Source organism: Pseudomonas yangonensis, assembly GCF_009932725.1.
GTDB lineage: Bacteria > Pseudomonadota > Gammaproteobacteria > Pseudomonadales > Pseudomonadaceae > Aquipseudomonas > Aquipseudomonas yangonensis.
Map to the genome: position 1 here is coordinate 1 of NZ_BLJU01000013.1, position 21,706 is coordinate 21,706.

The 21,706-nt window shown below is 65.4% G+C and carries 19 protein-coding genes and 1 pseudogene; 6 read left to right on the forward strand and 14 right to left on the reverse strand.

The window, feature by feature from the left end:
- The 3 genes and pseudogenes from GYB81_RS15760 to GYB81_RS15770 form a co-directional block, all read right to left on the reverse strand.
- Positions 1-236, reverse strand: a pseudogene (locus GYB81_RS15760) (amidohydrolase); the annotation flags it as partial.
- Positions 233-811, reverse strand: a complete 579-nt coding sequence (locus GYB81_RS15765; protein WP_161867612.1) for a putative antibiotic biosynthesis monooxygenase — start codon at positions 809-811, stop codon at positions 233-235. The pseudogene GYB81_RS15760 and the gene GYB81_RS15765, both read right to left, overlap by 4 nt.
- Positions 812-874: 63 nt before the next feature.
- A complete protein-coding gene (locus GYB81_RS15770) occupies positions 875-1,561 on the reverse strand; it encodes a hydrolase (protein WP_115290453.1) in 687 nt (228 codons plus the stop codon).
- Positions 1,562-1,823: 262 nt separating this feature from the next.
- Between GYB81_RS15770 and GYB81_RS15775 the strand changes: the two genes are divergently transcribed.
- Positions 1,824-2,285 carry a Rid family hydrolase gene (locus GYB81_RS15775; RefSeq protein ID WP_161867611.1) on the forward strand — a complete coding sequence of 154 codons (462 nt, stop codon included), beginning with the start codon at positions 1,824-1,826 and terminating at the stop codon, positions 2,283-2,285.
- Here GYB81_RS15775 and GYB81_RS15780 read toward each other — a convergent pair.
- The 7 genes from GYB81_RS15780 to GYB81_RS15805 form a co-directional block, all read right to left on the reverse strand.
- Positions 2,282-3,277 (reverse strand): LysR family transcriptional regulator, encoded by a 996-nt coding sequence (locus tag GYB81_RS15780; protein WP_161867610.1) that lies wholly within the window; start codon positions 3,275-3,277, stop codon positions 2,282-2,284. The two genes, GYB81_RS15775 and GYB81_RS15780, sit on opposite strands and share 4 nt — an antisense overlap.
- A 93-nt stretch (positions 3,278-3,370) precedes the next feature.
- Positions 3,371-4,678 carry an NAD(P)/FAD-dependent oxidoreductase gene (locus GYB81_RS15785; protein WP_178101918.1) on the reverse strand — a complete coding sequence of 436 codons (1,308 nt, stop codon included), beginning with the start codon at positions 4,676-4,678 and terminating at the stop codon, positions 3,371-3,373.
- Between the two features lie 111 nt (positions 4,679-4,789).
- Positions 4,790-6,157 (reverse strand): glutamine synthetase family protein, encoded by a 1,368-nt coding sequence (locus tag GYB81_RS15790; RefSeq protein ID WP_161867608.1) that lies wholly within the window; start codon positions 6,155-6,157, stop codon positions 4,790-4,792.
- 120 nt (positions 6,158-6,277) lie between these two features.
- Entirely contained in the window at positions 6,278-6,457 is a 180-nt protein-coding gene (locus GYB81_RS24485) for a hypothetical protein (protein ID WP_178101914.1), read from the reverse strand.
- Between the two features lie 132 nt (positions 6,458-6,589).
- Positions 6,590-8,392: a methyl-accepting chemotaxis protein gene (locus GYB81_RS15795; protein ID WP_438810713.1), complete on the reverse strand. Its 1,803-nt coding sequence runs from the start codon at positions 8,390-8,392 to the stop codon at positions 6,590-6,592.
- Positions 8,393-8,530: 138 nt separating this feature from the next.
- A complete protein-coding gene (locus GYB81_RS15800) occupies positions 8,531-9,607 on the reverse strand; it encodes an FAD-dependent oxidoreductase (RefSeq protein WP_161867607.1) in 1,077 nt (358 codons plus the stop codon).
- Positions 9,604-10,617 carry an AraC family transcriptional regulator gene (locus GYB81_RS15805; RefSeq protein WP_161867606.1) on the reverse strand — a complete coding sequence of 338 codons (1,014 nt, stop codon included), beginning with the start codon at positions 10,615-10,617 and terminating at the stop codon, positions 9,604-9,606. The genes GYB81_RS15800 and GYB81_RS15805 overlap by 4 nt, the downstream gene beginning before the upstream one ends.
- Before the next feature lie 103 nt (positions 10,618-10,720).
- Between GYB81_RS15805 and GYB81_RS15810 the strand changes: the two genes are divergently transcribed.
- Together GYB81_RS15810 and GYB81_RS15815 are read left to right on the forward strand one after the other, a co-directional pair.
- Positions 10,721-11,779 carry a fatty acid desaturase gene (locus tag GYB81_RS15810; RefSeq protein WP_161867605.1) on the forward strand — a complete coding sequence of 353 codons (1,059 nt, stop codon included), beginning with the start codon at positions 10,721-10,723 and terminating at the stop codon, positions 11,777-11,779.
- A 168-nt stretch (positions 11,780-11,947) separates the two neighbouring features.
- On the forward strand, positions 11,948-14,827 hold the full coding sequence (locus tag GYB81_RS15815; protein ID WP_161867604.1) for an EAL domain-containing protein: 2,880 nt from the start codon (positions 11,948-11,950) through the stop codon (positions 14,825-14,827).
- On the opposite strand, the gene GYB81_RS15820 is transcribed toward GYB81_RS15815, so the two are convergent.
- The 3 genes from GYB81_RS15820 to rpmB form a co-directional block, all read right to left on the reverse strand.
- On the reverse strand, positions 14,815-16,029 hold the full coding sequence (locus GYB81_RS15820; RefSeq protein ID WP_161867603.1) for an HDOD domain-containing protein: 1,215 nt from the start codon (positions 16,027-16,029) through the stop codon (positions 14,815-14,817). The two genes, GYB81_RS15815 and GYB81_RS15820, sit on opposite strands and share 13 nt — an antisense overlap.
- A gap of 262 nt (positions 16,030-16,291) precedes the next feature.
- On the reverse strand, positions 16,292-16,447 hold the full coding sequence (rpmG, locus tag GYB81_RS15825; protein WP_003464575.1) for a 50S ribosomal protein L33: 156 nt from the start codon (positions 16,445-16,447) through the stop codon (positions 16,292-16,294).
- Positions 16,448-16,457: 10 nt separating this feature from the next.
- Positions 16,458-16,694: a 50S ribosomal protein L28 gene (rpmB, locus tag GYB81_RS15830; protein ID WP_003242523.1), complete on the reverse strand. Its 237-nt coding sequence runs from the start codon at positions 16,692-16,694 to the stop codon at positions 16,458-16,460.
- Between the two features lie 344 nt (positions 16,695-17,038).
- On the opposite strand from rpmB, the gene GYB81_RS15835 reads away from it, so the two are divergent.
- A complete protein-coding gene (locus GYB81_RS15835) occupies positions 17,039-18,616 on the forward strand; it encodes an ABC transporter substrate-binding protein (RefSeq protein WP_161867602.1) in 1,578 nt (525 codons plus the stop codon).
- Positions 18,617-18,738: 122 nt separating this feature from the next.
- On the opposite strand, the gene radC is transcribed toward GYB81_RS15835, so the two are convergent.
- Entirely contained in the window at positions 18,739-19,413 is a 675-nt protein-coding gene (radC, locus tag GYB81_RS15840; RefSeq protein ID WP_161867601.1) for a RadC family protein, read from the reverse strand.
- 140 nt (positions 19,414-19,553) lie between these two features.
- On the opposite strand from radC, the gene coaBC reads away from it, so the two are divergent.
- Both coaBC and dut read left to right on the forward strand, forming a co-directional pair.
- A complete protein-coding gene (coaBC, locus tag GYB81_RS15845; protein ID WP_092378677.1) occupies positions 19,554-20,762 on the forward strand; it encodes a bifunctional phosphopantothenoylcysteine decarboxylase/phosphopantothenate--cysteine ligase CoaBC in 1,209 nt (402 codons plus the stop codon).
- Between the two features lie 2 nt (positions 20,763-20,764).
- The gene (gene dut, locus GYB81_RS15850; RefSeq protein WP_161867600.1) at positions 20,765-21,220 is read left to right on the forward strand and encodes a dUTP diphosphatase; all 456 of its coding nucleotides are present in this window, start codon (positions 20,765-20,767) and stop codon (positions 21,218-21,220) included.
- The last annotated feature ends 486 nt before the right edge of the window (positions 21,221-21,706 follow it).

Here is a 21,706-nt window from a genome sequence, read left to right on the forward strand (position 1 = left end):
AAGCGGCCATCCTTGATGGCAACCGCGCTGGCATTGGGCTTTTCAGGATCGACCGTATGCAGACGGCCATTGAACAGGATGAGATCGGCGCTCATGGAGCCTCCCGGGGAACTGGTTGAAGAGTCATTGGCGAAGGTGGCGAAAGGCAGGGCGGACCAGATGGCCCCGGCGGCGCCCAATACTCCGCCGGCAGCAAGGACGCGGCGGCGGCTTTCATCGTGCGGATTGCGGCTCATGAGCGCTTCTCCTGGCCGTGAGGCATCAGCCAGGCGGCAAATGCGCGCGTGGCCATGGGCATGAACAGGTACACCACGAGCAGAACGATGCTCAGGGTGATCAACACTTTGCTCAGCAGATGGCCTGCGAGCCATGGAAGCATAGTGAATACTGGCTGCCACAGCGCCGGCACCAGAAGGCTCAGCGGCATGATCACCAGAAAGGTGACAATCGCCTGCTTCCAGCGCGGCGGTGGCTGCACGGCATCCCGAGGCACGAACCAGAAATCCTTGCCCAGCAACACTTCGGTGTCGTCACCTGCGCGCAACAGCGGCTGAACCTCGACGACCAGTTGCTTGCGCACTTCGGAGTCGAGCCAGCCCTGCATGTGCGACAGCTGGTCAAAACGCAGCACGCAGGTGAAATGCACCAGACCACCCTGGCGCTCACGCGCGACGTCGACGCCCAGGTGACCAGCGCAACCGCCGGCGATGTCGATGATCTGGCGCAGCCAGGTTTCGTAACGTTGCTCGTGTTGCTGCTGCACCTGATGGCGCACCACCAGGGTGACGGTGTCCGCTTGCGTCTGCTTCATTGTCTGTCTCCGCATCTGATGCGAGTTGGGACCAGCCTCCGCCGCGCGAAGGCTGGCATCGGCTCAGATAGGAGCGGCCACCGGCGCCAGAGTCGGGCCGTGCTGCACGCGCTCGGGCGCCTTGTGGACCATGGTGTAGGCGTAGTCGACGCCCATGCCGTAGGCACCGGAGTGCTCCTTGACCAGGTTCATGACGGCGTCGTAGGTGTCGCGGTTCTTCCAGTCACGCTGCCATTCCAGCAACACCTGCTGCCAGGTCACCGGTACCACGCCGGCCTGGATCATGCGCTGCATGGCGTAGTCATGGGCCGCCTGGGTGGTGCCGCCGGAGGCGTCGGCGACCATGTAGATCTCGTAACCGGCATCGTGCATGGCGGACAGGGCGAAGGTGGTGTTGCACACCTCGGTCCACAGGCCGGAGACGATGATCTTGTTGCGACCGTTCTTCTTCAGCGCGTCCCGCACTTTCTGGTCGTCCCAGGAGTTCATCGAGGTGCGCTCCAGCAGCGGCGCATCGGGGAACACGGCGAGCAGCTCGGGGTAGGTGTGGCCGGAGAAGCTCTCGGTCTCGACCGTGGTGATGATGGTCGGCACGTTGAAGATCTTCGCCGCCTTGGCCAGGCCAACGGTGTTGTTCTTCAGGGTCTGGCGGTCGATGCTCTGCACACCGAAGGCCATTTGCGGCTGCTGGTCGATGAAGATCAGCTGGCTGTTGAAGGGAGTGAGAACTTCGGTTTTCGGATTGCTCATGGCGGTTACCTGTCTGCTGAACTGATTATTGTTGGGCACCCATCCCGGTGCTCGTCTTTGCCCCGGCGGCGGCGTGGACTCGCTGGTCACGACCGGAACAGGGACTCAAGTTAGCGGATCGACAGGCGCTTTGTTCGTGCATTTTTGCGCCTCCATGAGCGCAAAAATGCACCTTCCACAGTTCATGGCCGGTGCTAGGATTTTCCTCCCGACCACTCGGGAAGCCGCGAAATACGCGGTCCTTACATGCATGGAGAAGGCAATGGCAGCTTCACGTCCGTACAACGAAAACACCGCCTATTGGGGCGTTCCATGGGAAGACGCTTACGGCTATCCGCAGGCCAGAAAGGTGGGCGACGAAATCTTCGTATCCGGCCAGTTCAATCACGATGAAAAGGGCAATCTGGTCGCACCGGCGCCGCTGGACAACGAAGGCCGGCCGAGCGATTTCTCCGCGATGGGCGACCAGATGCGCAGCGCCTACGACAACATCGCCAAGCTGCTGGCGCTCTATGGCGCGACGCTCGCAGACGTCGTCGAAGAGACGCTGTTCGTCCTCGACATGGATGCGGCATTCGCCGTGGTTGGCAAAGTGCGCAAGGCGGCCTATGGCACCGAGCGGCCACAATGCGCCAGCAACATCATCGGCGTATCCAGGCTGGCCCAGCGGCCGCAACTGATCGAGATCGCCTGCCGGGCGGTGATCGGTGCACGCGCCGACTAAGTCGCGTTCCCGGTTTCGTCCAACGCAACCGGGAGAGCCCGCTGCCCTTCGATCAGCGCCTTCTGCTCGGCCACGGCAGCGGCGCAGAACGCCATGAACGCCTTGACCCGCCACGACTTGCGAATGTCCTGGTGGGTAAGCAGCCATAGCTCGTCATGGAGCTCGGGCACCACCGGCCCGACGCGCACCAGCCCGGGCGTGATATCGCCCAGCATGCAGGGTAGAAAGCCGAAGCCAAGCCCCGCGGCGATGGCCGCGCTCGCCGCCGCGACCGAATCGGTACGGTAGGAAATGCATTCGGCCGCTACCCGACATTCCAGATAGCTCGCCGCCCTGAGGCCGGACAAGGCGCCGGAGTATGACACCCAGGCCTGGCCATCGAAGGGGTCAGCACTCGACGCATGCCCAGCGCGTCCATACGACGCCCAGGCGATGGTCGCAAGCTTGCGCCCGACCAGGCTTTCCCCCGGTTTTCTCGTAGCGCGCACGGCGATATCCGATTCGTCCCGGGCCAGGCTCAGGGTCTGGTTGCCCACCAGCACCTCGACGGCGATGCCTTCGTTGACGACCTTGAAGTCGGCGATGATCGGCGTGAGAAAGTGCAGCAGCAACGAGTCACTGGTGGTGATGCGCAGCTTGCCCTGCGGCCCCTGCCCCGCTCGCGACACGCGCCGCGTGACGCTGACGATATCCAGTTCGACCCGCTCGCCGAGGGCGCGCAGTTCCTCGCCCTCGGCAGTGAGCATGTAGCCGGAGCGACGATGGTCGAACATCGCGACACCGAGCGTCTTCTCGACCTGCGCCAGGCGGCGCGACACGGTCGAGACATTGATGCCGAGCTTCTTCGCCGTGGCGGCGCGATTGCCGCACTCGCTCAGCGTCTTGATGATGCGCAGATCGTCCCAGGAGAGCTGGCTTACCGCTTCGCCCGCATCCCATTTTCCAGCAGCTACGCTCGGGCTCGATGAAGCATTTCTAGATGACGAACTCACGCCAGGGCATCCCAAATACGGTGTGCGTCCATCATACGAAAAGGCTATCGGCGAACCAAGGCAGCCCCCGTCATCCGGGCGAAGGCTGGGCTTTCAGCGCAGCTTCTCGAGCATCTGGTAGTACCACATGCCGGCTGCCAGCATCGGATTGCCGAGCTGATCGCCCAGCGGCACCTTGATGTGCTTACAGGCGGCGAAGGTGTCGTACTGCTCCAGGTCGCCGGTGATGGCCTTGGCCATGATCTCGCCCATGATGTGGGTAGTGGCAATGCCGTGGCCGGAGTAGCCCTGGCAGTACCAGACGTTGCTCGACAGCTTGCCCAGCTGCGGGATGCGGTTCATCACGATGCCCATGGCGCAGCTCCACTGGAAGTCGATCTGCACGCCCTTGAGCTGCGGGAAGGTGCGCTCGATGCACGGCCGCAGTTCACCGGCGATATCGCGCGAATCACGCCCGGAGTAGTTGCAGCCGCCGCCAAACAGCAGGCGACCGTCGGCGGTCAGGCGGTAGTAGTCGAGCACGAAGCGGCAGTCGTACACCGCCAGGTCCTGCGGGTTGATCTCTTTCGCCAGCTCGCCCAGCGGTGCGGTGGTGACGATGCCGCCCATGGCCGGAAAGATCAGACCCTTGAGCTTGCGCCGCTCCAGCTTGTGGTAGACGTCGCCGGCCAGCAGCACCTGCTTGGCCTCGATCCGCCCGCCGCGGGTGACCACCGCCGGGCGCGGGCCATGGACGATCTCCAGCACCTCGGAATGTTCGAAGATCAGCGCGCCCAGGCTCTCGGCTGCCCTGGCCTCGCCGATGCACAGGTTGAGCGGATGCAGGTGCATGTTGCGGCTGTTCCTGATCGCCCCGCAGTACAGCTCGCTGCCCAGTTGCGCACGCACGCCGGCGGCGTCGAGCAGCGTCACCTCGTCCCCCATGCCGCGGCGCAGCGCTTCATCGTAGGCAGCCTTGAGCTCGTCCATATGGCTGGGCTTCATCGCCGCGTGCAGATGGCCGTGCTTAAGGTCGCAGTCGATGCCGTACCTGGCCACGCGGCTCTTGATGATCTCGTGACCACGCCAGCGCAGGTGCCAGATGAAGTCGTCCACCTCCTCGCCCAGGCTGTTGCGCATCTGCTTGCGCATGGCTTCGTCACCGGACAGGCTGCCGGTGACCTGGCCGCCGTTGCGCCCGCTGGCGCCCCAGCCGACCTTGTTGGTTTCCACCACGGCCACTTTCAGGCCGCGCTCGGCCAGTTCCACCGCCGTGGCGATGCCGGTGAAACCACCGCCGATGATGGCCACGTCCACCGTCACGCTACCCTGCAGCGTCGGGTAGTCGGTCTCGAAGTTGAGCGAGGCCGAGTAGTAGGACGGCGCGCGTTCGGCGGCGGGTTTGACGGGTTGTTCGATCATGTTCATTGCATGTCCTTGGGTGCGTTCGCACCGATGAATCCGGGATCGCGGCTGAAGCCGCTCCTACCATGCACAACCCGTAGGAGCGGCTTTAGCCGCGAGGCTGTTCAGTCAGGCGTTGCTCAGATACCAGCGCCAGTCCTGCTCGCCGACTTCGCCCATGAACTGGCGATACTCGGCACGCTTGACCGCGAGAAACACCTTTAGGAAATCGTCGCCGAAAGCCTCTCGCGCCCAATCGGAATGCTCCAGCGCCTGGATCGCTGCCGACCACTGGGTAGGCAGATGTTCCGTGGCCTGGGCATAGCCGTTGCCCTCGATCGGCGCACCGGGATCGAGATGTTCGCGGATGCCGCGGTGTATCCCGGCGAGGATCGCCGCCGCGGCCAGATAGGGGTTGGCGTCGGCGCCGCAGATACGGTGCTCGACATGCCGGGTCGGTGCCGGGCCGCCCGGCACGCGCAGGCTGACGGTGCGGTTGTCCACACCCCAGGTCGGCGCCAGCGGCGCGTAGCTGTTGGCCTGAAAGCGCCGGTAGGAGTTGGCGTTGGGGCAGAACAGCAGCAGCGAGTCGAGCAGGCCGGCGAGCATGCCGCCCACAGCCTGGCGCAGCAGCGGCGTGCCGGCAGGATCCTCGCTGGCAAACAGGTTGTTGCCCTGCCCGTCGGCCAGGCTCACGTGCATATGCATGCCGGTGCCGGCGATCTCGGCGAACGGCTTGGCCATGAAACAGGCCTGCATACCGTGGGCATGCGCCACACCCTTGACCAGGCGCTTGTAGCGCACCGCCTGGTCCATGGCTGCCAGCGCCGGGCCGTGTTCCAGGGTGATCTCGACTTGGCCGGGGGCATACTCGGAAATCGCCGTGCGCGCCGGGATGCCCTGGGCCTTGCAGGCGGCGTAGAGATCGCGCAGAAACGGCTCGATCTGTTCCAGCTCGCGCAGGCCGTAGACCTGGGTCTGCCGCGGGCGACCGCCGTCGGCGTCCAGCGCCGGCTGCGGGCGACCCTGGGCATCGCGTTTCTGATCGAGCAGATAGAACTCCAGCTCGCAGGCCATCACCGGGTGGTAGCCGTCGGCCTCCAGCTGCTCGATCACCCGCACCAGCAACTGACGCGGATCGGCCGGCGTGGCCGGCAGGCCTTCGCTGGGGTGCATCGATACCTGCACCGCGGCGGTGGGGATCTGCCGCCAGGGCAGGCGCACCAGGCTGCCGGGCAGCGGATAGGCGCGGCAGTCGATATCGCCCACCTCCCAGACCAGGCCGGAATCCTCGACGTCCTCACCCTGGATGGACAGGCCGAGCATGGTGCTCGGCAAGGGCCGGCCGCTCTGGTACAGCGCCAGTAGCTCCTCGCGGTGCAGCAGCTTGCCGCGCGGCACGCCATTGGCGTCGAGGATGAACAACTCGATCAATTCGATATCGGGGTGGCTGGCCAGGAAATCCTGGGCCTCCTGCACAGCAGCGAAAGTCGTCATATCGCACTCGCTTGCGCCAGTCGGGCGCTCGGTGTCCGCACGGCCCGTTCGATTCTCGAACAGGTTGCACAGGCAGACAAATGGGCATCAGCGGCTGCGGACATGGCGCAGCCATCGGAGTCAGCGGATGGGGGCGATGTCCGGCGGGCGCGCGTGGCGGCAATGCCACAGCGCCCAGAAGGCGAGGATGATGGTCAGCAGCGGGTTGAGCCGCTCGAGCAGGCGGCGCCGCGCCGGGGCGCGGTAGAGCGGAACAGGGACTTGGCAGGCCGGGGAGTTCATGGCTTGGCAGCGTCGCACAGGGTCTGACGTGCGTTAAATCGGGATTTTCATACGCTTGGTTATGCGTTGGCTAAACAATCCCCGCCCACGCCCAGCCATGGCTCAGGCCATGCGCACCGCTGTCCAGGCAGCTGCCGATGGCAGCGCATCTCAGGGCTCCGGCCGATAACCCAGACGCAAACCGCCCCAATGCTTGCCCTGCACCATGATCGGTACCGACAGGTCGTGCATCAGCTCGCCGGTATCGCGCATGTAGGTCTGCAGCAGCAACGCCTGCTTGTGGCTGCCGCAACGGATGCCGGTGCGGTCGTTGAACAGGCGCTTGCCGCGGCTCTTGGCAGCATCCACCGCCGGGTCACCGCTGGGCGGGTGGTTGAATGCGGCGTTATGGGTCGGCACGTAGCCTTCCGGGGTGGTGGAGATGGCGAACACCAGCCCTTCGTGGCGCTTGAGCAAGGGCTCCTGCAGCGCCGGCAGCACCTGATCGGCGTACTGGTCGAAACGCGTGCGATATTTCTGCGGCTGGGTGCCGGGTATCGGCTGGTAGTGGCGATCGAACAGGTCGTCGAGGCTGATGCGGCCACCCTGCAGATCCTGTTCGAACTGTGCGGCGATGGCTGCCGCACCCTCGCGGGCGAGGTCATAGGCGCGCTGGTGATAGTCGTCCAGGCCCACTTCGGCGAGCTGTTCGCTGACCGTCTCGGCCTGGCCGACCAGGTGATCGGCGGCAGCGGCGAGCTGCCGCGTCTGCCCTTCGCTGCCCTGCACATCCTCCTGTAGCTGCAGCGCAGCCGCCGACAGGCTGGCCAGGCGCTGATGGTTGTCGGCAGTGCCGGCGCTGATCTGCGCCACCTGCTGTTCGACCTCCTCGGCCTGATCGGCAATGCCATGCAGGCGGCTGCCGGCGGTCTCGATCTGCTGCGCGGCCTGCTCCAGCTCGACGCTCTGACGCTGAATGTGGGCGACCACCGCCGTGCTCTGCTGGCGGATGTCGGCGATCATCTGGCTGACTTCCTCGGTGGCACTGGCGGTGCGCGCGGCGAGGTTGCGCACCTCGTCGGCGACTACGGCAAATCCCCGGCCCATCTCGCCGGCGCGTGCGGCTTCGATGGCGGCGTTGAGCGCCAGCAGGTTGGTCTGGCTGGCGATGGACTGGATCACCTGGGTGACCTGCTCGATCTGTTCGGTACGACTACCCAGCCCATCGATCAGCTCGCGGCTGGCCAGGGTTTGCGCGCTGAGCTGCTGCATGCGCGCGATGGCCTGGCTGAGCTCGGCCTGGCCGCTGGCACTGGCTTCACGCACATGCTGCGCGGCCGCCAGGGTGTGTTCGGCACGGCCAGCGCTGTCCTGCTCGGTGTGGGTGATGGCCTCGGCCGCCTGGCTGACTTGCTGCACCGCGGCCAGTTGCGACTGCAGACGCTCGGCCAGATGCTTGACCGCGTGGGCGACCCTGGCCGCAGACAGCGCGTTGTGGCAGGTATGTCGCGACAGGCCGCGGCTGAGTTCGACGAAGTCCGTCGCGGCAGCGGGTCGAACGACGGGCGCGGCATCGTCACGACGCTGCCAGGGGCCGAGCCAGGGCCAGAGCGCCAGCAACAGGAGGGACGGCACGCTGACATAGGCCGGCAGCTGCACCTGCTGGTAGACCAGCATCAGCGCGGCCAGCCCCAGGGCGTGGAGAAGGCAGGCAACGGGTGAACGGATAAAGGCAGCTTGCATGACCGACCTCAGAGTTCTTGTTCTGGTGCGCGAGGCGCTGTAGGCGGACGGGGTCACGGCGGGTTCTCTCCTTGAATATCCCACGCAACCTGGGCAGCGGCTACGTGTTCGACAGGCCCGACGAAAATAAGCATACGACCGGGCACCATGACCCGGATTCGAACAGCCTGGAAGCACCTGCACCATAAAACTTTGGTAGTACGCCGTCATGAATTTAGACGGTCCGCCCATTGGCAGACTGATCGAACAGGCTTCCAGCGCCGCCTTCGGTGGGTGCACCCAGCCACTGTATCGACGCCTCGCCGCCGGGCATTAGCGGCGGGAGGAAAACGCTTCCGGCGTAAGCGCCCCGGCCTGGGTTTCCGATGGTTAACCCACCATGCGGTGGCGCTTGACGAAGCGTCGGTCCAGCCAGTCCTTGCAATGCCCGTACAACTGCCCGCCAGCGCTCCAGTCATGCCAGCCCAGCAACGCTCCACCATCACCGGTGGCAAGCAGCGCCAGGCTCTGCCATTGCGCACGGTACTGACGCAGCGGGCGGCCCTGTAGCGCCGCCTGAAGGTTGGCACCGAGTACCGGCGCCTGACGCACTGCGAAACGCCCACTACGGCGCATGCCGTCGAGGCTGGCGCTGTCGCCGACGGCGAAGATCTGCGCATGGGATTCGCTCTGCAGGGTCGGACGAATGGCGATGAATCCGCCGGCATCGCTGGCCAGCTGGCTGGCTGTCAGCCACGGCCAGGGTCGCGCACCACTGGCCAGCAGCAGGCGCCGCCCACGCCATACCGGCTCGTCGCCGCTGAGCAGCCAGTCATCCTCGATCCGCCCGATCGGACAATGTTCGCGCACCTGTACGCCGCGCTGACGCAGATGGCCCAGCGCGCGCAGGCGCAGCCCCGGTGAAAGGCCATCGAGCAAGGTGCCGCCACAGAACAGCGCCAGCGCCGGCACCTGGTCGGCCAGCGCCAGGGCCAGCTCTACGCCGCCAGCTCCGCCACCGAGAATGGCCATGCGCCGCGGCTCGGCCTGCCACTGCTGCCAGCCTTCGAGCAGCTTGTCGATGGGCCTGGCGGCCAGCACCTGCATGGCATCGCCCTGCTGCGGCGGGATGGCCATGCCGGCACCGACGTTGAGCGACAACCATTCGCCATGCAGGCAGCGTCCGTCTTCGAGTTGCAGGATCCGCGCATCGGCATCGAGCGCAGCGATCTCGCCCTCGATCAGATCGACCTTGGCTGCACGGCACAGCGGCTGCAGCTCCACGCGGCAATCGTCCGGGCTGAACCGGCCGCTGATCAGCCCAGGCAACATGCCGGCGTACCAGGCCTCGGGCCCGAGACTGAGCAAGGCGATACGACCGGGCGGGCGCTCCACCAGGGCCCAGCGGCGCAACACACCAAGATGGGCATGGCCAGCCCCGGCCAGGATCAGGTCGTACCGGCTCATGCGTCGCTGCATCCGTCGCGGTACTGGCTCGGCGTCTGCCCGGTCCAGCGCTTGAACGCTCGGCCGAAGCTGCTGCTGTCGCTGAAGCCGAGCAGGTAGGCAATCTCGCTGATCGAACAGCGCGGGTCGCGCATATGCCGCAGGGCCAGAGCGTGGCGCGTCTCGCCGAGCAGCGCCTCGTAGCTGGTGCCCTCCTCGGCCAGGTGACGCTGTAGGCTGCGCAGGCTCAGATGCAGGGTCTGGGCAATGCGCTCGGCGGAGGGCTCGCCATCGGGCAATTGCGCCTCCAGACAACTGCGCACCCGCTCGCTGCAACTGGCCGCCTGCAATTGCTCCAGATTGCGCCGCAACACCGTCTCGTTGTGCTCGGCCAGCTCCGGGTTGCCATCGTCCAAGCGCTGCTCGAACGCCGCGCGGGGGAAACGCAGCAGGCTTTCCTCGGCATCGAACTGCAGCGGCGCGCGAAACACCGCCTGCCAGGGCGCCGGGTCCGCCGGTCGTGGGCGTTGCAGCTGCACCAGCAACGGTGAGAACTCCCGACTCAGGCGATTGCGACAGCTACGCACGTAGATCGCGGCGAAGGCGTCCAGCGCTTCGGGCGCCGGCGCGGGGCTGCCTGGCGGTACGCGAAAGCGAAACTCGTATGCATCACCGACCTCGCGCAGCTCCAGTTGCAGCGCATCGCTGACCACCCGGTGGTAACGCACGATGCGCTCGAACATCTCGCGCAGGCTGCTGCTGGCGATCAGCGCATAACCCAGGGCATGGAAGGTAGTCGGGCTGACGTACTGCGAGGTCTTCAGGCCCAGCGCCGGATCACCGCTGGCGGCCACTGCCAGTTGCCACAGGCGCGTGGTCAGCGACAGCGGGCAGCGCGCGTTGGGGTCGTCGAGCAGCGCCGGCTCGAGCCCCGCCTCGCGGCACAGGGCAGCGCTGTCGAGCCCGAGGGCATCGAGCTGCTTGCGCAGGGCGCGGGTCCAGCTGGCCAGGGTGGTGGGTTCGGCGGTCATGCAGATTGGCGTATCCGGTAGGCAGGTTGGCGTGCACGGTCGGGCGCTCTGACGACCGTCACGGCACAGTGAAGTCACAACCCGATAACAAGAGGATGTCGGCATGTCCCCTTCTCCCGCAAGCCTTAATGACCAGCAACGCGCCGCTTATATCCGTGAACAGGTGATGGCCCACGGCAATGCCCTGCGCCAGCGCTACCCGATCCTGCAGCATCAGGACGCCCTCGGCGCCGGCATCCTGGCTTTCGCCCTGCTCGGCATGATCGGCTCGGCAGCCTTGTACATCGGCGGTCATCTGGCCTGGTGGGCCTGCCTGCTGCTTAACGCCTTTTTCGCCTCGCTGACCCACGAGCTGGAGCACGACCTGATCCACTCGATGTATTTCCGCAAGCGGCCGCTGCCGCACAACCTGATGCTGGCGCTGGTCTGGCTGGCGCGGCCGAGCACCATCAACCCCTGGGTACGCCGCCATCTGCACCTGAACCACCACAAGGTCTCCGGCAGCGAAGCCGACATGGAGGAGCGCGCCATCACCAATGGTGAGCCCTGGGGCATCGCGCGCCTGCTGATGGTCGGCGACAACATGATGAGCTCGTTCATCCGCTGGCTGCGGGCGAAGAACCCCGAGCACCGCCGGCTGATCCTCACCCGCACGCTGAAAGTCTACGCGCCGCTGGGGCTGCTCAACTGGGCGACCTGGTACCTGTTCCTCGGTTTCCACCTGCTGGACTGGGCCAGCGCCGCGCTCGGCGCCCCCATCGCCTGGTCGGCCGCCACCCTGGGGGTGATGCAGGTCGTGAACATCGCCGTGGTGGTGCTGGTCGGCCCCAACGTGCTGCGCACCTTCTGCCTGCATTTCATCAGCTCCAACATGCACTATTACGGCGACGTCGAGCCGGGCAACGTGATCCAGCAGACCCAGGTGCTCAACCCCTGGTGGCTGTGGCCGCTGCAGGCGTTCTGCTTCAACTTCGGCAGCAGCCACGCGATCCATCATTTCGTGGTCAAGGAACCCTTCTACATTCGCCAGCTGACCGTGCCCTTCGCCCATCGGGTAATGCGCGAAATGGGCGTGCGCTTCAACGACTTTGGCACCTTTGCCCGTGCCAATCGCTGGACGCGCTCTCGGAAGGCCCGCGAGGAGCTTACGCAGGCCGCATGATCGAGGCGCTGCGGCACGCCCATTCGTCACGCGATCCTGACGGATGAGACCCGCAGCGCAATCATCGCGCCAGTAGTCAGCTAGAATCCTCCTGCGCCCGACCGCTCCTCAGACCCAACAGCGTCCACCGGACCTCGGCGCCCTCGTAGTAGCCATGAGGCGCCCAGGATGCTTCGACCGCTTCGCGCACTGATCTTGCTGCTCTGCCTGGCCGGTGCCGTGCCGACCTGGGCAGGCAGCGGGCTGCCGCTAATGAAGCTCAGCGCTGCCGACCTGGCCAGCCCCGTGAGCATCGAACACAGCCTGCTGCTGGAAGATCCCAGCGGCCAGTTGAGCGCCAGCGAAGTCCTGCAGCGCATCGAGACGGAAGGTCGGCAGATTCAGGGCAGCGCGCGCATCGGCTATACGCGCAGCGCCTGGTGGCTCGCCGTGCAACTGCAGGCTCCAGCGGCCGAGCGTCTGCAACTGATCATCGGCCAAGCCTTCCTCGATGATCTGGAGGTCTGGCTGTTCGACGGTGAGCAGTCACTCGGCCCGCTGTACAGCGGGGCACGGCGTGCCTTCGCCGAACGTGGCGAGCCCTATCCACAGTTCCTGCTCAATCTGCCCCGCCTGACCGATGGCCCGCACAGCCTGCTGCTGCGCGTACAGAGCCATTCGGCGATCAACCTGCCGCTGCAACTGGTCGGTGCGCAGCAGGGCCAGCAGTTGATCGCCTACAGCTGGCTGCAGAGCGGCCTGCTGATCGGCGTACTGATAGCCCTGGCGCTGTTCTATCTGGTCAAGTACAGCACCCTGCGCGAAGCGCAACTGGCCTATTTCAGCCTCACCTCGCTGTGCGTGGCGCTGTACAACGCCAGTCTGTACAACCTGGCCGGGCTGCTCTGGCCGCAGTGGCCGCATCTGCCCAAATTACTGGTCAACCTGCCCACCGCGGGCATGATGATCTTCAGCTCGCTATTCATCGCCAGCGCGCTCGGTCTGCGACTGGGTCGCCTGCGCTTGCTGCGCGACGCCCTGTTCGCCGCTACGCTGCTGGTCAGCGTGGGCAGCTTGCTGGTCGAGCATCCCTATGCCTACCAAACGCTGAACCTGCTGATCCTGGCCACCGGGCTCTATCAGTTGCTGCTGATGGGGCTCGGCATCGCCCAGCGCCGCCCCTATGCGCCCGGTTACCTGCTGTGCTGGAGTGCCGCGCTGGCGCTGATGCTGCTGGTACCGCTGAGTCGCGCCGGGTTGATTGCGCTGCCCACCGGTTTCTATGCGCTGTACGCCTACCTGCCGGCGTTGAGCATGCTGCTGTTCGGTGCCCTGCTCGACAAGCAGCTGGAGCGCGTGCGCCGCGTGCTGCTGAGCAGCCAGGCGCAGGCCATCGACAACCTGGAACAGTATCAGGCACTGTTTCGCAACAGTGGTGAGGGCATATTCCGCTGTCAGCGCGACGGCCGACTGCTGGAGGCCAACCCGAGCCTGGCGCGTCTGCTCGGCGCTGCAAACCTGCCGGACGATATCGACCAGCTCTCCCTGCAGCGTCTGCTGGGTGAAGCGCAGTGGCGTTCACTGCTGCGCCAGCTCGACGAGCAGGCCGGCATGGTCAGTTGCGAGTGTGAACTCTACGACCTCAAGCAGCGCCCGCTATGGGTCTACCTGTCACTGCATCTGCGCGTTCAGCGAGACTGCATCGAGGGCATCGTGGTCGATCTCAGCGAACGTCGCGCTCTGGAAGAGCGCCTGCAACAACTGGCGGCCCACGACGCCCTGACCGGCCTGCTCAACCGCCGCGAGCTGGAGCGGCTGCTGGCGGAAACCCTTGGCGGCACTGCCAAACGGCGCTTCAGCCATCTCTTGCTGCTGGGGCTGGATCGCTTCAAGCAGGTCAACGACCTGTTCGGTCACTCGGCGGGCGATCAATTGCTACGCCAGCTGGCCGGCCAGCTGCAGCACCAGCTGCCGCGCCATGCCGAGCTGGCGCGCGTCGGCGGAGACGAGTTCGCCGTGTTATTGCGCGAGGTCGATGACGGCGCCGCACTGGACCAGGCCGAACAGCTACGGCGAGCTGTCGAACAGTTCGTCTTCACCTGGCAGGGACGGCCATTTCGCCTGCACGTCAGCATTGGCATGCTGGCCTTGAGCTCTGGTGTACGCGACTGGGAAACCGCGCTGAACTGGGCCAGCAGCGCCAGCCAGCTGGCCAAGCATCAAGGACGCAACCGCGTGCAGCAGTTCAACCCGGCCGATGGCGCGCTGCTCGAACATCAGCGCCAGCTGCAGTGGATCACCCGCCTGCGCGAGGCCACCGAGCGCGGTCATTTCGAGCTGTTCTTCCAACCGGTACAGGCGCTGCAGAGCACCGTGGCCGGCCTGCATTACGAAGTGCTGCTGCGTTACCGTGACCCACACAGTGGCGAATGGATCAGCCCGGCGCAGTTTCTCGACGCGGCGGCGCGCTACGACTTTCTCGGCGCCATCGACCGCTGGGTGATCCAGCACCTGTGCGCCTGGCTGGCTGCCAATCCGCACCATCTGGCGCAGCTGGGCCAGGTCAACGTCAACCTAAGTGCCAGCTCACTGCTCGATTGCGACTTTCACCAGTTGCTGGAGCAGGAACTGGCCCGTCATGGCCTGTCGCCCGGCAAGATGTGCATCGAGGTCACGGAAATGGTCGCTCTGGGCGAGCTGGGCGTATCGGCACAGTGGATCGAGAAATTGCGCGGCAAAGGCCTCAAGGTCGCGCTGGACGATTTCGGCAGCGGCTTTGCCTCCTACGCCTACTTGCGTCACCTGCCGCTGGATATCCTGAAGATCGACGGCAGCTTCATCAGCGGCATCGAGCACGACCCGATCAACCAGGCCATGGTCGGCTCGATGCGCCAGATCGCGGCGCAGCTCGGTCTGGTCACAGTCGCCGAGTTCGTCGAAACCCAGGCCAGCCTGGACTGCCTGCGCCGCCTGGGCATCGACTACGCCCAGGGCTATTTCGTCGGTCATCCGCAGCCCCTGCGCCAGCTCGCCGACGACGCCCGCCGCCACGGTACTCAGCAAGCCTGATAGAGCGCCGCTGGCAGACGCTCGAGCAGCGCCAGATCGAGCCGCAACAGACGCACGCAGCGCGCCTCAGCCAGGCTCGTCGGCTGCTCGCCGGCCGGCAGCGCCAGGAGCAGGCCGCTGAGGTTGAGCACCAGCGCCTCGCGCGAGAACACACCGCTGCCCAGACCATAGAACGCCGCGATCAGCTCGCGCAGGCCGAATGGCAGACGCCAGCGAATACGCAGAGCCGAGCCGAAGCTCGCCGCGCGGCGCTGCATGGCCTGGTCGATCTGCGCGTTGCTCAACTCACCGCCGGCCTCCAGCCAGTCCTGCAGACTGCGCAGCAAGGCCAGCTCGCCCAGGTTGTGCAGCAAAGCAGCGGTGTAGCACAGCTCGGCATCGAGCCTAAGCTCGAGCGCCAGCCAGCGCGCCAGGTCGGCACTGCGCCGTGCCTGCTGCCAGGCATGAGCGGCCAATTCGGCCAGGCGCGGATCGCGCAGCTGGGCGTTGCGCTGCAGGGCCAGCCCCAGCACCAGGTTCAGCGTGCGTGCCACGCCCAGGCGATGCAGCGCCTGCGCCAGCGTCTGACAGGGCACGCCCTGATGCTGGGCGGCGCTGCTGGCGGCAGCGATCAGTAGTGCTGTGATCTGCGGGTCACTCCCGAACACCGCCTCCAGTTCACCGAGGTCCTGCTCGCCGGCCTGCAAGCCCTGACTCACGGCATTACGCACATCGCTGAGCAAAGGTGCACCCTGCCCTTCTTCACGAATCGTATCGAGAAAGTCGCGCAGCTCGCTGACCAGCAACGCCGGCCGCGCCGTCACGGCACCCGCAGGCGCTGGCAACAGGGTACGCAGGCGCTGCCGCAGACTCTCGGCATTGAAGGGTTTGGCCAGATAGGCGCTGGGCGCCAGCGGCCGCGCGGCGCGCACGCTGCTGGCATCGAGGCGACCGCTGATAAGCACGAACGGCAGTGCCGGCGTACGCGGATGACGACGCAACTGGCGCAGTAGCTCCAAGCCGTCGAGCCCAGGCAACTCGCCGTCGGCGATCACCAGGTCGGGCAGGTGGCGCTTGCAACGAGCCAGTGCCGCCTGGCCATCACTGACCTGCAACACACGGGCATCGCCACGCACATCGAGCACCAGCTGCTGCAGCAGATTGGACGTCCAGGGGTCGGCTTCGGCGATCAGAACTTCCACACAATGAGCTGAAGCAGTCATGCGAGCCTCTGGGCAAACGACGAACGGAAAGTGCCCGAACCCCCTGTGCCCACATCCAGCAAAAGTGGATGGATATGTCAGTTCCACGGCAACGGCGCAGTCTAAACTCGAGCCTTGTGTGACGTAAGTGACAGATGATCGAGTTGCGCAAAAACAGGCGCGACCAAAAGTCGCTGTGCCCCGCGCAGGCGTGAGCAGCGGAAGAACAGGCACAAAAAAGCCCGCCGGTATGGGCGGGCTTCTTCGACAGGCAGCCGATCAATTACTTGATCTTGGCTTCCTTGTACATCACGTGCTTGCGTACGACCGGATCGAATTTCTTGATTTCGATCTTGTCGGGGGTGGTGCGCTTGTTCTTGTCGGTGGTGTAGAAGTGGCCGGTACCGGCGCTGGACACCAAACGGATCAGTTCACGCATGACTCTCTCCTTAAACCTTTTCGCCGCGAGCGCGCAGCTCAGCCAGCACTACGTCGATGCCACGCTTGTCGATGACGCGCATGCCCTTGGCAGAAACGCGCAGACGCACGAAGCGCTTCTCGGACTCGACCCAGAAGCGATGGTGCTGCAGGTTCGGCAGGAAACGACGACGGGTTTTGTTGTTTGCGTGGGAAATGTTGTTCCCGGTTACCGGACCCTTACCGGTAACTTGACAGACTCTCGACATGCCTCAGCCCTCTAAAACCACATGCCCAACCCGGCATGGGTTGGCCGCTTAAACTCAATGTCATTGGCGCTCAGCGCCGCGTTTCTCGAGGGTCTTACCGGGCGCACTGGATAGCGCAAGAACCGGGCCCCTAGAAAAGAGCGCTGCTTTATACCAGAAAGCCCAGGGAGCAACAAGGAAAACCGTAGGATAAAACACTGGCCCTGCTACGCAGACTGCCCGGGGGCCGGGGTTCTGGGGGCTGATCAAGATTCGACCGCTCGTCGCCTTCTCCCGGTATTCATGCCCGCGCAAATCGACTAGGGTTGCAAGCTTAGCGTTCCACAGGGAACAAGGAGTCCGCCATGCGTCTGTTACTCGCCACTTTGCTGTGCACCCCGCTACTGGCCCAGGCCGCCACCCTCAGCGTATGCACCGAGGCCAGTCCGGAAGGCTTCGATGTGGTGCAGTACAACTCGCTGACCACCACCAACGCCTCCGCCGACATGCTGATGAACCGCCTGGTGGAGTTCGACGCCGAGCAGGGCAAGCTGCTGCCGAGCCTGGCGCGCAGCTGGACGGTCTCCGACGACGGCCTGGTCTACGATTTCACCCTGCGTGACGACGTGCAGTTTCACCACAGCGCCGACTTCAGCCCCAGCCGCCACCTCGAGGCTCAGGACGTGGTGTTCAGCTTCCGGCGCATGCTCGACCCCGGGCATCCCTGGCACAAGGTCGCCGTCAGCGGCTATCCACACGCCCAGTCGATGCAGTGGCCCAGCCTGATCGCCAAGATCGAGGCGCCGGATTCGCATAGCGTACGTATCACCCTGAACCGCCGCGATGCCACCTTCCTTGCCACCCTGAGCATGGGCTTCGCCTCGATCTATTCCGCCGAATACGCCGACCAACTGATGGCTGCCGGCACCCCGCAGAAGCTCAACAGCGCGCCAGTGGGCAGCGGCCCGTTCGTCTTCGAGCGTTTCCAGAAGGACGCCGTAGTGCGCTACCGGGCCAACCCGGAGTATTTCGCCGGCAAGCCGGGCGTGGATCGGGTGATCTTCGCCATCACCCCGGACAGTAACGTGCGCCTGCAGAAACTGCGCCGTGGCGAATGCCTGGTCGCCCTGTCGCCCAAGCCGCAGGACGTCCAGGCCATCGCCAGCGACACCAAACTGAAAAGCGCACAGACCGCCGCGTTCATGACCGCCTTCGTTGGCATCAACAGCCAGCACCCACCGCTGGACAAACCGCAGGTGCGCCAGGCGATCAACCTGGCCTTCGACAAGGCCAGCTACGTCAAGGCCGTGTTCGAGGGCAGCGCCGAGCCGGCCGATGGTTCTTACCCACCGAACACCTGGAGTTATGCCAGTGAACTGCCCGGCTACGCCCATGATCCCGAGAAAGCTCGCGCCCTGCTGAGCGAAGCCGGTCTGCCCGACGGCTTCAAGACCACCATCTGGACGCGCCCCAGCGGCAGCCTGCTCAACCCCAACCCCAGCCTCGGTGCGCAACTGCTGCAGGCCGATCTGGCCAAGTTCGGCATCGACGCCGAAATCCGCGTGATCGAATGGGGCGAGCTGATCCGCCGCGCCAAGGCCGGCGAGCATGACCTGCTGTTCATGGGTTGGGCCGGTGACAACGGCGACCCGGACAACTTCCTCACTCCGCAGTTTTCCTGCGCTTCGGTCGAGTCCGGGCTGAACTTCGCCCGCTACTGCGACGAGGCGCTGGATAAACTGATTGCCGATGGCAAGGCCAGCAGCGACCAGACCGAGCGCAGCCGCCTTTATCACCAGGCGCAGAAAATCATCCAGAAGCAGGCGCTGTGGCTGCCGCTGGCTCACCCCACCGCCTTCGCCCTTCTCAGCGAAAAGGTACAGGGCTACAAAGTCAGCCCGTTCGGCCGGCAGGATTTTGCCTCGGTACAAATGGCGCCGTGAGCCGTCGACATGGTGGGCTAAAGCCCACCCTACGCAATGTAGGAGCGGATTTATCCGCGATGGGTCCGGCCCCGAGCCGCCAGGATCGCGGATAAATCCGCTCCTACCGTCAGTGCGCCGCCCTACATCCAGCCCAGCTCGGCCATCGACAGCGGCTCGCCGTCACCGACTATGAAGTGATCGAGCACGCGCACCTCCACCAGCGCCAGCGCATCCTTGAGCCGCTGGGTCAGCACGCGGTCGGCCTGGCTGGGTTCCGACACGCCCGATGGATGGTTATGGGTGAGGATGACGGCGGCGGCATTGTTGGCCAGCGAGCGTTTGACCACCTGCCTGGGATAAACGCTGGCGCTGTCGATGCTGCCGCGAAACAGCACCTCGAAGGCCAGCACGCGGTGCTTGGCATCGAGGAACAGGCAGCCGAATACCTCATGCGGTTCGTGGCGCAGTTGCGCCTTGAGGTAGTCGCGCACCGCCTGCGGGCTTTCCAGCGCCGAGTCGCGGCGCAGGCGCTCGGCCAGATGCCGCCGCGACATTTCCAGCACGGCCTGCAACTGCGCGTACTTGGCCGGACCGAGCCCGAGGTGCTGGCTGAAGCCAGTCAGATCGGCTTCCAGCAGGGTTCTCAGGCTGCCGAATTCGCTGAGCAGATAGCGCGCCAGGTCCACCGCACTCTTGCCGGTCACCCCGGTGCGCAGAAAGATCGCCAGCAGCTCGGCGTCGGTCAGCGAGGCCGCGCCCTGCTCCAGCAGTTTTTCCCGCGGACGCTCTGCCGCGGGCCAGTCACGAATGCTCATCGGCACCTCCATGTTGAGCCAGGCGCCCACTGCTTCCGTTATAGGCGCTGTGCTATCGTAGCCCATCTTTTTACACGGGGCCGGCCTGGGGAGGCGTTGGTCACGTGGCGCACATCCACCGGTTTATAAAAGGCAAGCCTATGCAGCGGCTGTATCGCAAACGCATCATCGTCGGCGTGGGGGGCGGTATTGCTGCCTACAAGAGCGCCGAACTGGTTCGCCGGCTGAAGGATCAGGGCGCCGAAGTCCGCGTGGTCATGACCCAGGGCGGCCGCGAGTTCATTACCCCGCTGACCCTGCAGGCGCTGTCCGGCCACCCGGTTCATCTCGATCTGCTCGACCCGGCCGCCGAAGCGGCGATGGGCCATATCGAACTGGCACGCTGGGCCGACCTGATCCTCATCGCCCCGGCCACCGCCGACCTGATCGCGCGCCTGGCCCAGGGCGTGGCCAACGACCTGCTGACCACCCTGGTACTGGCCACCGATGCGCCGATCGCCCTGGCCCCGGCGATGAATCAGGCCATGTGGCGCGACGATGCCACCCAGGCCAACCTCGAGCTGTTGCAGCAGCGCGGCATGCGCCTGTTCGGCCCAGCCTCCGGAAGCCAGGCCTGCGGCGACGTCGGCCTCGGCCGCATGCTCGAACCCAATGATCTGGCCAACCTGGCCGCCGACTGCTTCCAGCGTCAGGCGCTCGAAGGCCTGCACGTTCTGATCACCGCCGGCCCGACCCAGGAAAACATCGACCCGGTGCGCTACATCACCAACCACAGCTCCGGCAAGATGGGCTTCGCCCTGGCCGAAGCCGCTGCCGAGGCCGGAGCCAAGGTCACCTTGGTCAGCGGGCCGGTGCACTTGCCGACGCCGGATCGGGTCAGCCGCATCGACGTGGTCAGCGCTCGCGACATGCTCGCGGCCTGCGAAGCGGCGATGCCCTGCGACGTGCTGATCGCCGCTGCCGCAGTGGCCGACTACCGCCCGGAAGTGGTCGCACAGCACAAATTGAAGAAAGACCCCTCCAGTGGCGAAGGGATGCTCCTGCAAATGGTGCGCAACCCCGATATCCTCGCCACCATCGCCGGCCGCGACGACCGGCCCTTCAGCGTGGGCTTCGCCGCCGAGACCGAGAACCTGCTCGAATACGCCTCGCGCAAGCTGCGCGACAAGAATCTCGACCTGATCGTCGCCAATGATGTGGCTAACCCCAGCATCGGCTTCAATAGTGAAGAGAACGCCATCACCGTGATCGACCGAGGGCTGCAGCAAATCAGCTTTGCCCAGACCAGCAAGGGCAAGATCGCCCGCCAGTTGATCACCCTTATCGCCGAACGACTGAACAAGAACTGACCATGCACGCTCTGCAAGCCAAGATCCTCAATCCCCGCCTCGGCCAGGAATTCCCGCTGCCGCAATACGCCACGCCCGGTTCCGCCGGCCTCGACCTGCGCGCCATGCTCAAGGAGGACATCGTCCTCGAACCGGGGCAGACCGTACTGATCCCCACCGGTCTGTCGATCTACATCGGCGATCCGGGTCTGGCAGCCATGATCCTGCCGCGCTCGGGCCTCGGCCACAAACACGGCATCGTGCTCGGCAACCTGGTCGGCCTGATCGACTCCGACTACCAGGGCGAGCTGATGGTGTCGTGCTGGAACCGCGGCCAGACGCCTTTCACCATCGCCATCGGCGAGCGTATCGCGCAACTGGTGCTGGTGCCGGTGGTTCAGGCGCATTTCGAGCTGGTCGAGCAGTTCGACGAGACCCAACGTGGCGCTGGCGGCTTCGGCCACTCCGGTAGTCACTGACTCATACCCCACAGGACGACCCGCCGAGGAGCGCCTACGTGAAACTCTTCAAGCGTACTGCCAAGGAAGTCGATAGCGCCGCCAGCCTGGTACCGGACCAGCCCAAGCGCAAGGCCGCCGGTCCCTCGCTGGGCACGCTGCTGCCAGGCCTGCTGGCCGCCCTGATCGGCATTGGTGCAGGCGGAGCATTGCTCTGGTTCGCCGAAGGCAGCAGCCTCCAGGCGCGCCAGACCGAGCTGACCCAGGCCCTCGGCGGCAGCCAGGCGGCCGCCGTGCAACAGGCGCTGAAGCAGATGCAGGCCGACAGCCTCGCTGCCGCGCGCAACCCTGAGCTGCTGCAAGCACTGCAGAGCGGCGACAATCTTCAGGTCAACCAGGCCGAGCGGCGCCTGGGCTACTGGGACGGTGTGATCGACGCCCATCTCAACCGCCGCGGCGAAGCCGTACAGAACACCAGCCGCAGTGCACCGATGAACTTCGCCGGTC

Bases quoted from the DNA above. Each gene is read 5' to 3' on its own strand.
- coaBC (WP_092378677.1), top strand. From the start codon at position 19,554: ATGCAGCGGCTGTATCGCAAACGCATCATCGTCGGCGTGGGGGGCGGT.
- rpmG (WP_003464575.1), bottom strand. From the start codon at position 16,447: ATGCGTGAACTGATCCGTTTGGTGTCCAGCGCCGGTACCGGCCACTTC.
- GYB81_RS15795 (WP_438810713.1), bottom strand. From the start codon at position 8,392: ATGGGCGGACCGTCTAAATTCATGACGGCGTACTACCAAAGTTTTATG.
- GYB81_RS15815 (WP_161867604.1), top strand. From the start codon at position 11,948: ATGCTTCGACCGCTTCGCGCACTGATCTTGCTGCTCTGCCTGGCCGGT.
- GYB81_RS15810 (WP_161867605.1), top strand. From the start codon at position 10,721: ATGTCCCCTTCTCCCGCAAGCCTTAATGACCAGCAACGCGCCGCTTAT.
- GYB81_RS15805 (WP_161867606.1), bottom strand. From the start codon at position 10,617: ATGACCGCCGAACCCACCACCCTGGCCAGCTGGACCCGCGCCCTGCGC.
- GYB81_RS15785 (WP_178101918.1), bottom strand. From the start codon at position 4,678: ATGATCGAACAACCCGTCAAACCCGCCGCCGAACGCGCGCCGTCCTAC.
- radC (WP_161867601.1), bottom strand. From the start codon at position 19,413: ATGAGCATTCGTGACTGGCCCGCGGCAGAGCGTCCGCGGGAAAAACTG.
- GYB81_RS15790 (WP_161867608.1), bottom strand. From the start codon at position 6,157: ATGACGACTTTCGCTGCTGTGCAGGAGGCCCAGGATTTCCTGGCCAGC.
- GYB81_RS15800 (WP_161867607.1), bottom strand. From the start codon at position 9,607: ATGAGCCGGTACGACCTGATCCTGGCCGGGGCTGGCCATGCCCATCTT.
- GYB81_RS15770 (WP_115290453.1), bottom strand. From the start codon at position 1,561: ATGAGCAATCCGAAAACCGAAGTTCTCACTCCCTTCAACAGCCAGCTG.
- GYB81_RS15820 (WP_161867603.1), bottom strand. From the start codon at position 16,029: ATGACTGCTTCAGCTCATTGTGTGGAAGTTCTGATCGCCGAAGCCGAC.
- rpmB (WP_003242523.1), bottom strand. From the start codon at position 16,694: ATGTCGAGAGTCTGTCAAGTTACCGGTAAGGGTCCGGTAACCGGGAAC.
- dut (WP_161867600.1), top strand. From the start codon at position 20,765: ATGCACGCTCTGCAAGCCAAGATCCTCAATCCCCGCCTCGGCCAGGAA.
- GYB81_RS15765 (WP_161867612.1), bottom strand. From the start codon at position 811: ATGAAGCAGACGCAAGCGGACACCGTCACCCTGGTGGTGCGCCATCAG.
- GYB81_RS15775 (WP_161867611.1), top strand. From the start codon at position 1,824: ATGGCAGCTTCACGTCCGTACAACGAAAACACCGCCTATTGGGGCGTT.
- GYB81_RS15835 (WP_161867602.1), top strand. From the start codon at position 17,039: ATGCGTCTGTTACTCGCCACTTTGCTGTGCACCCCGCTACTGGCCCAG.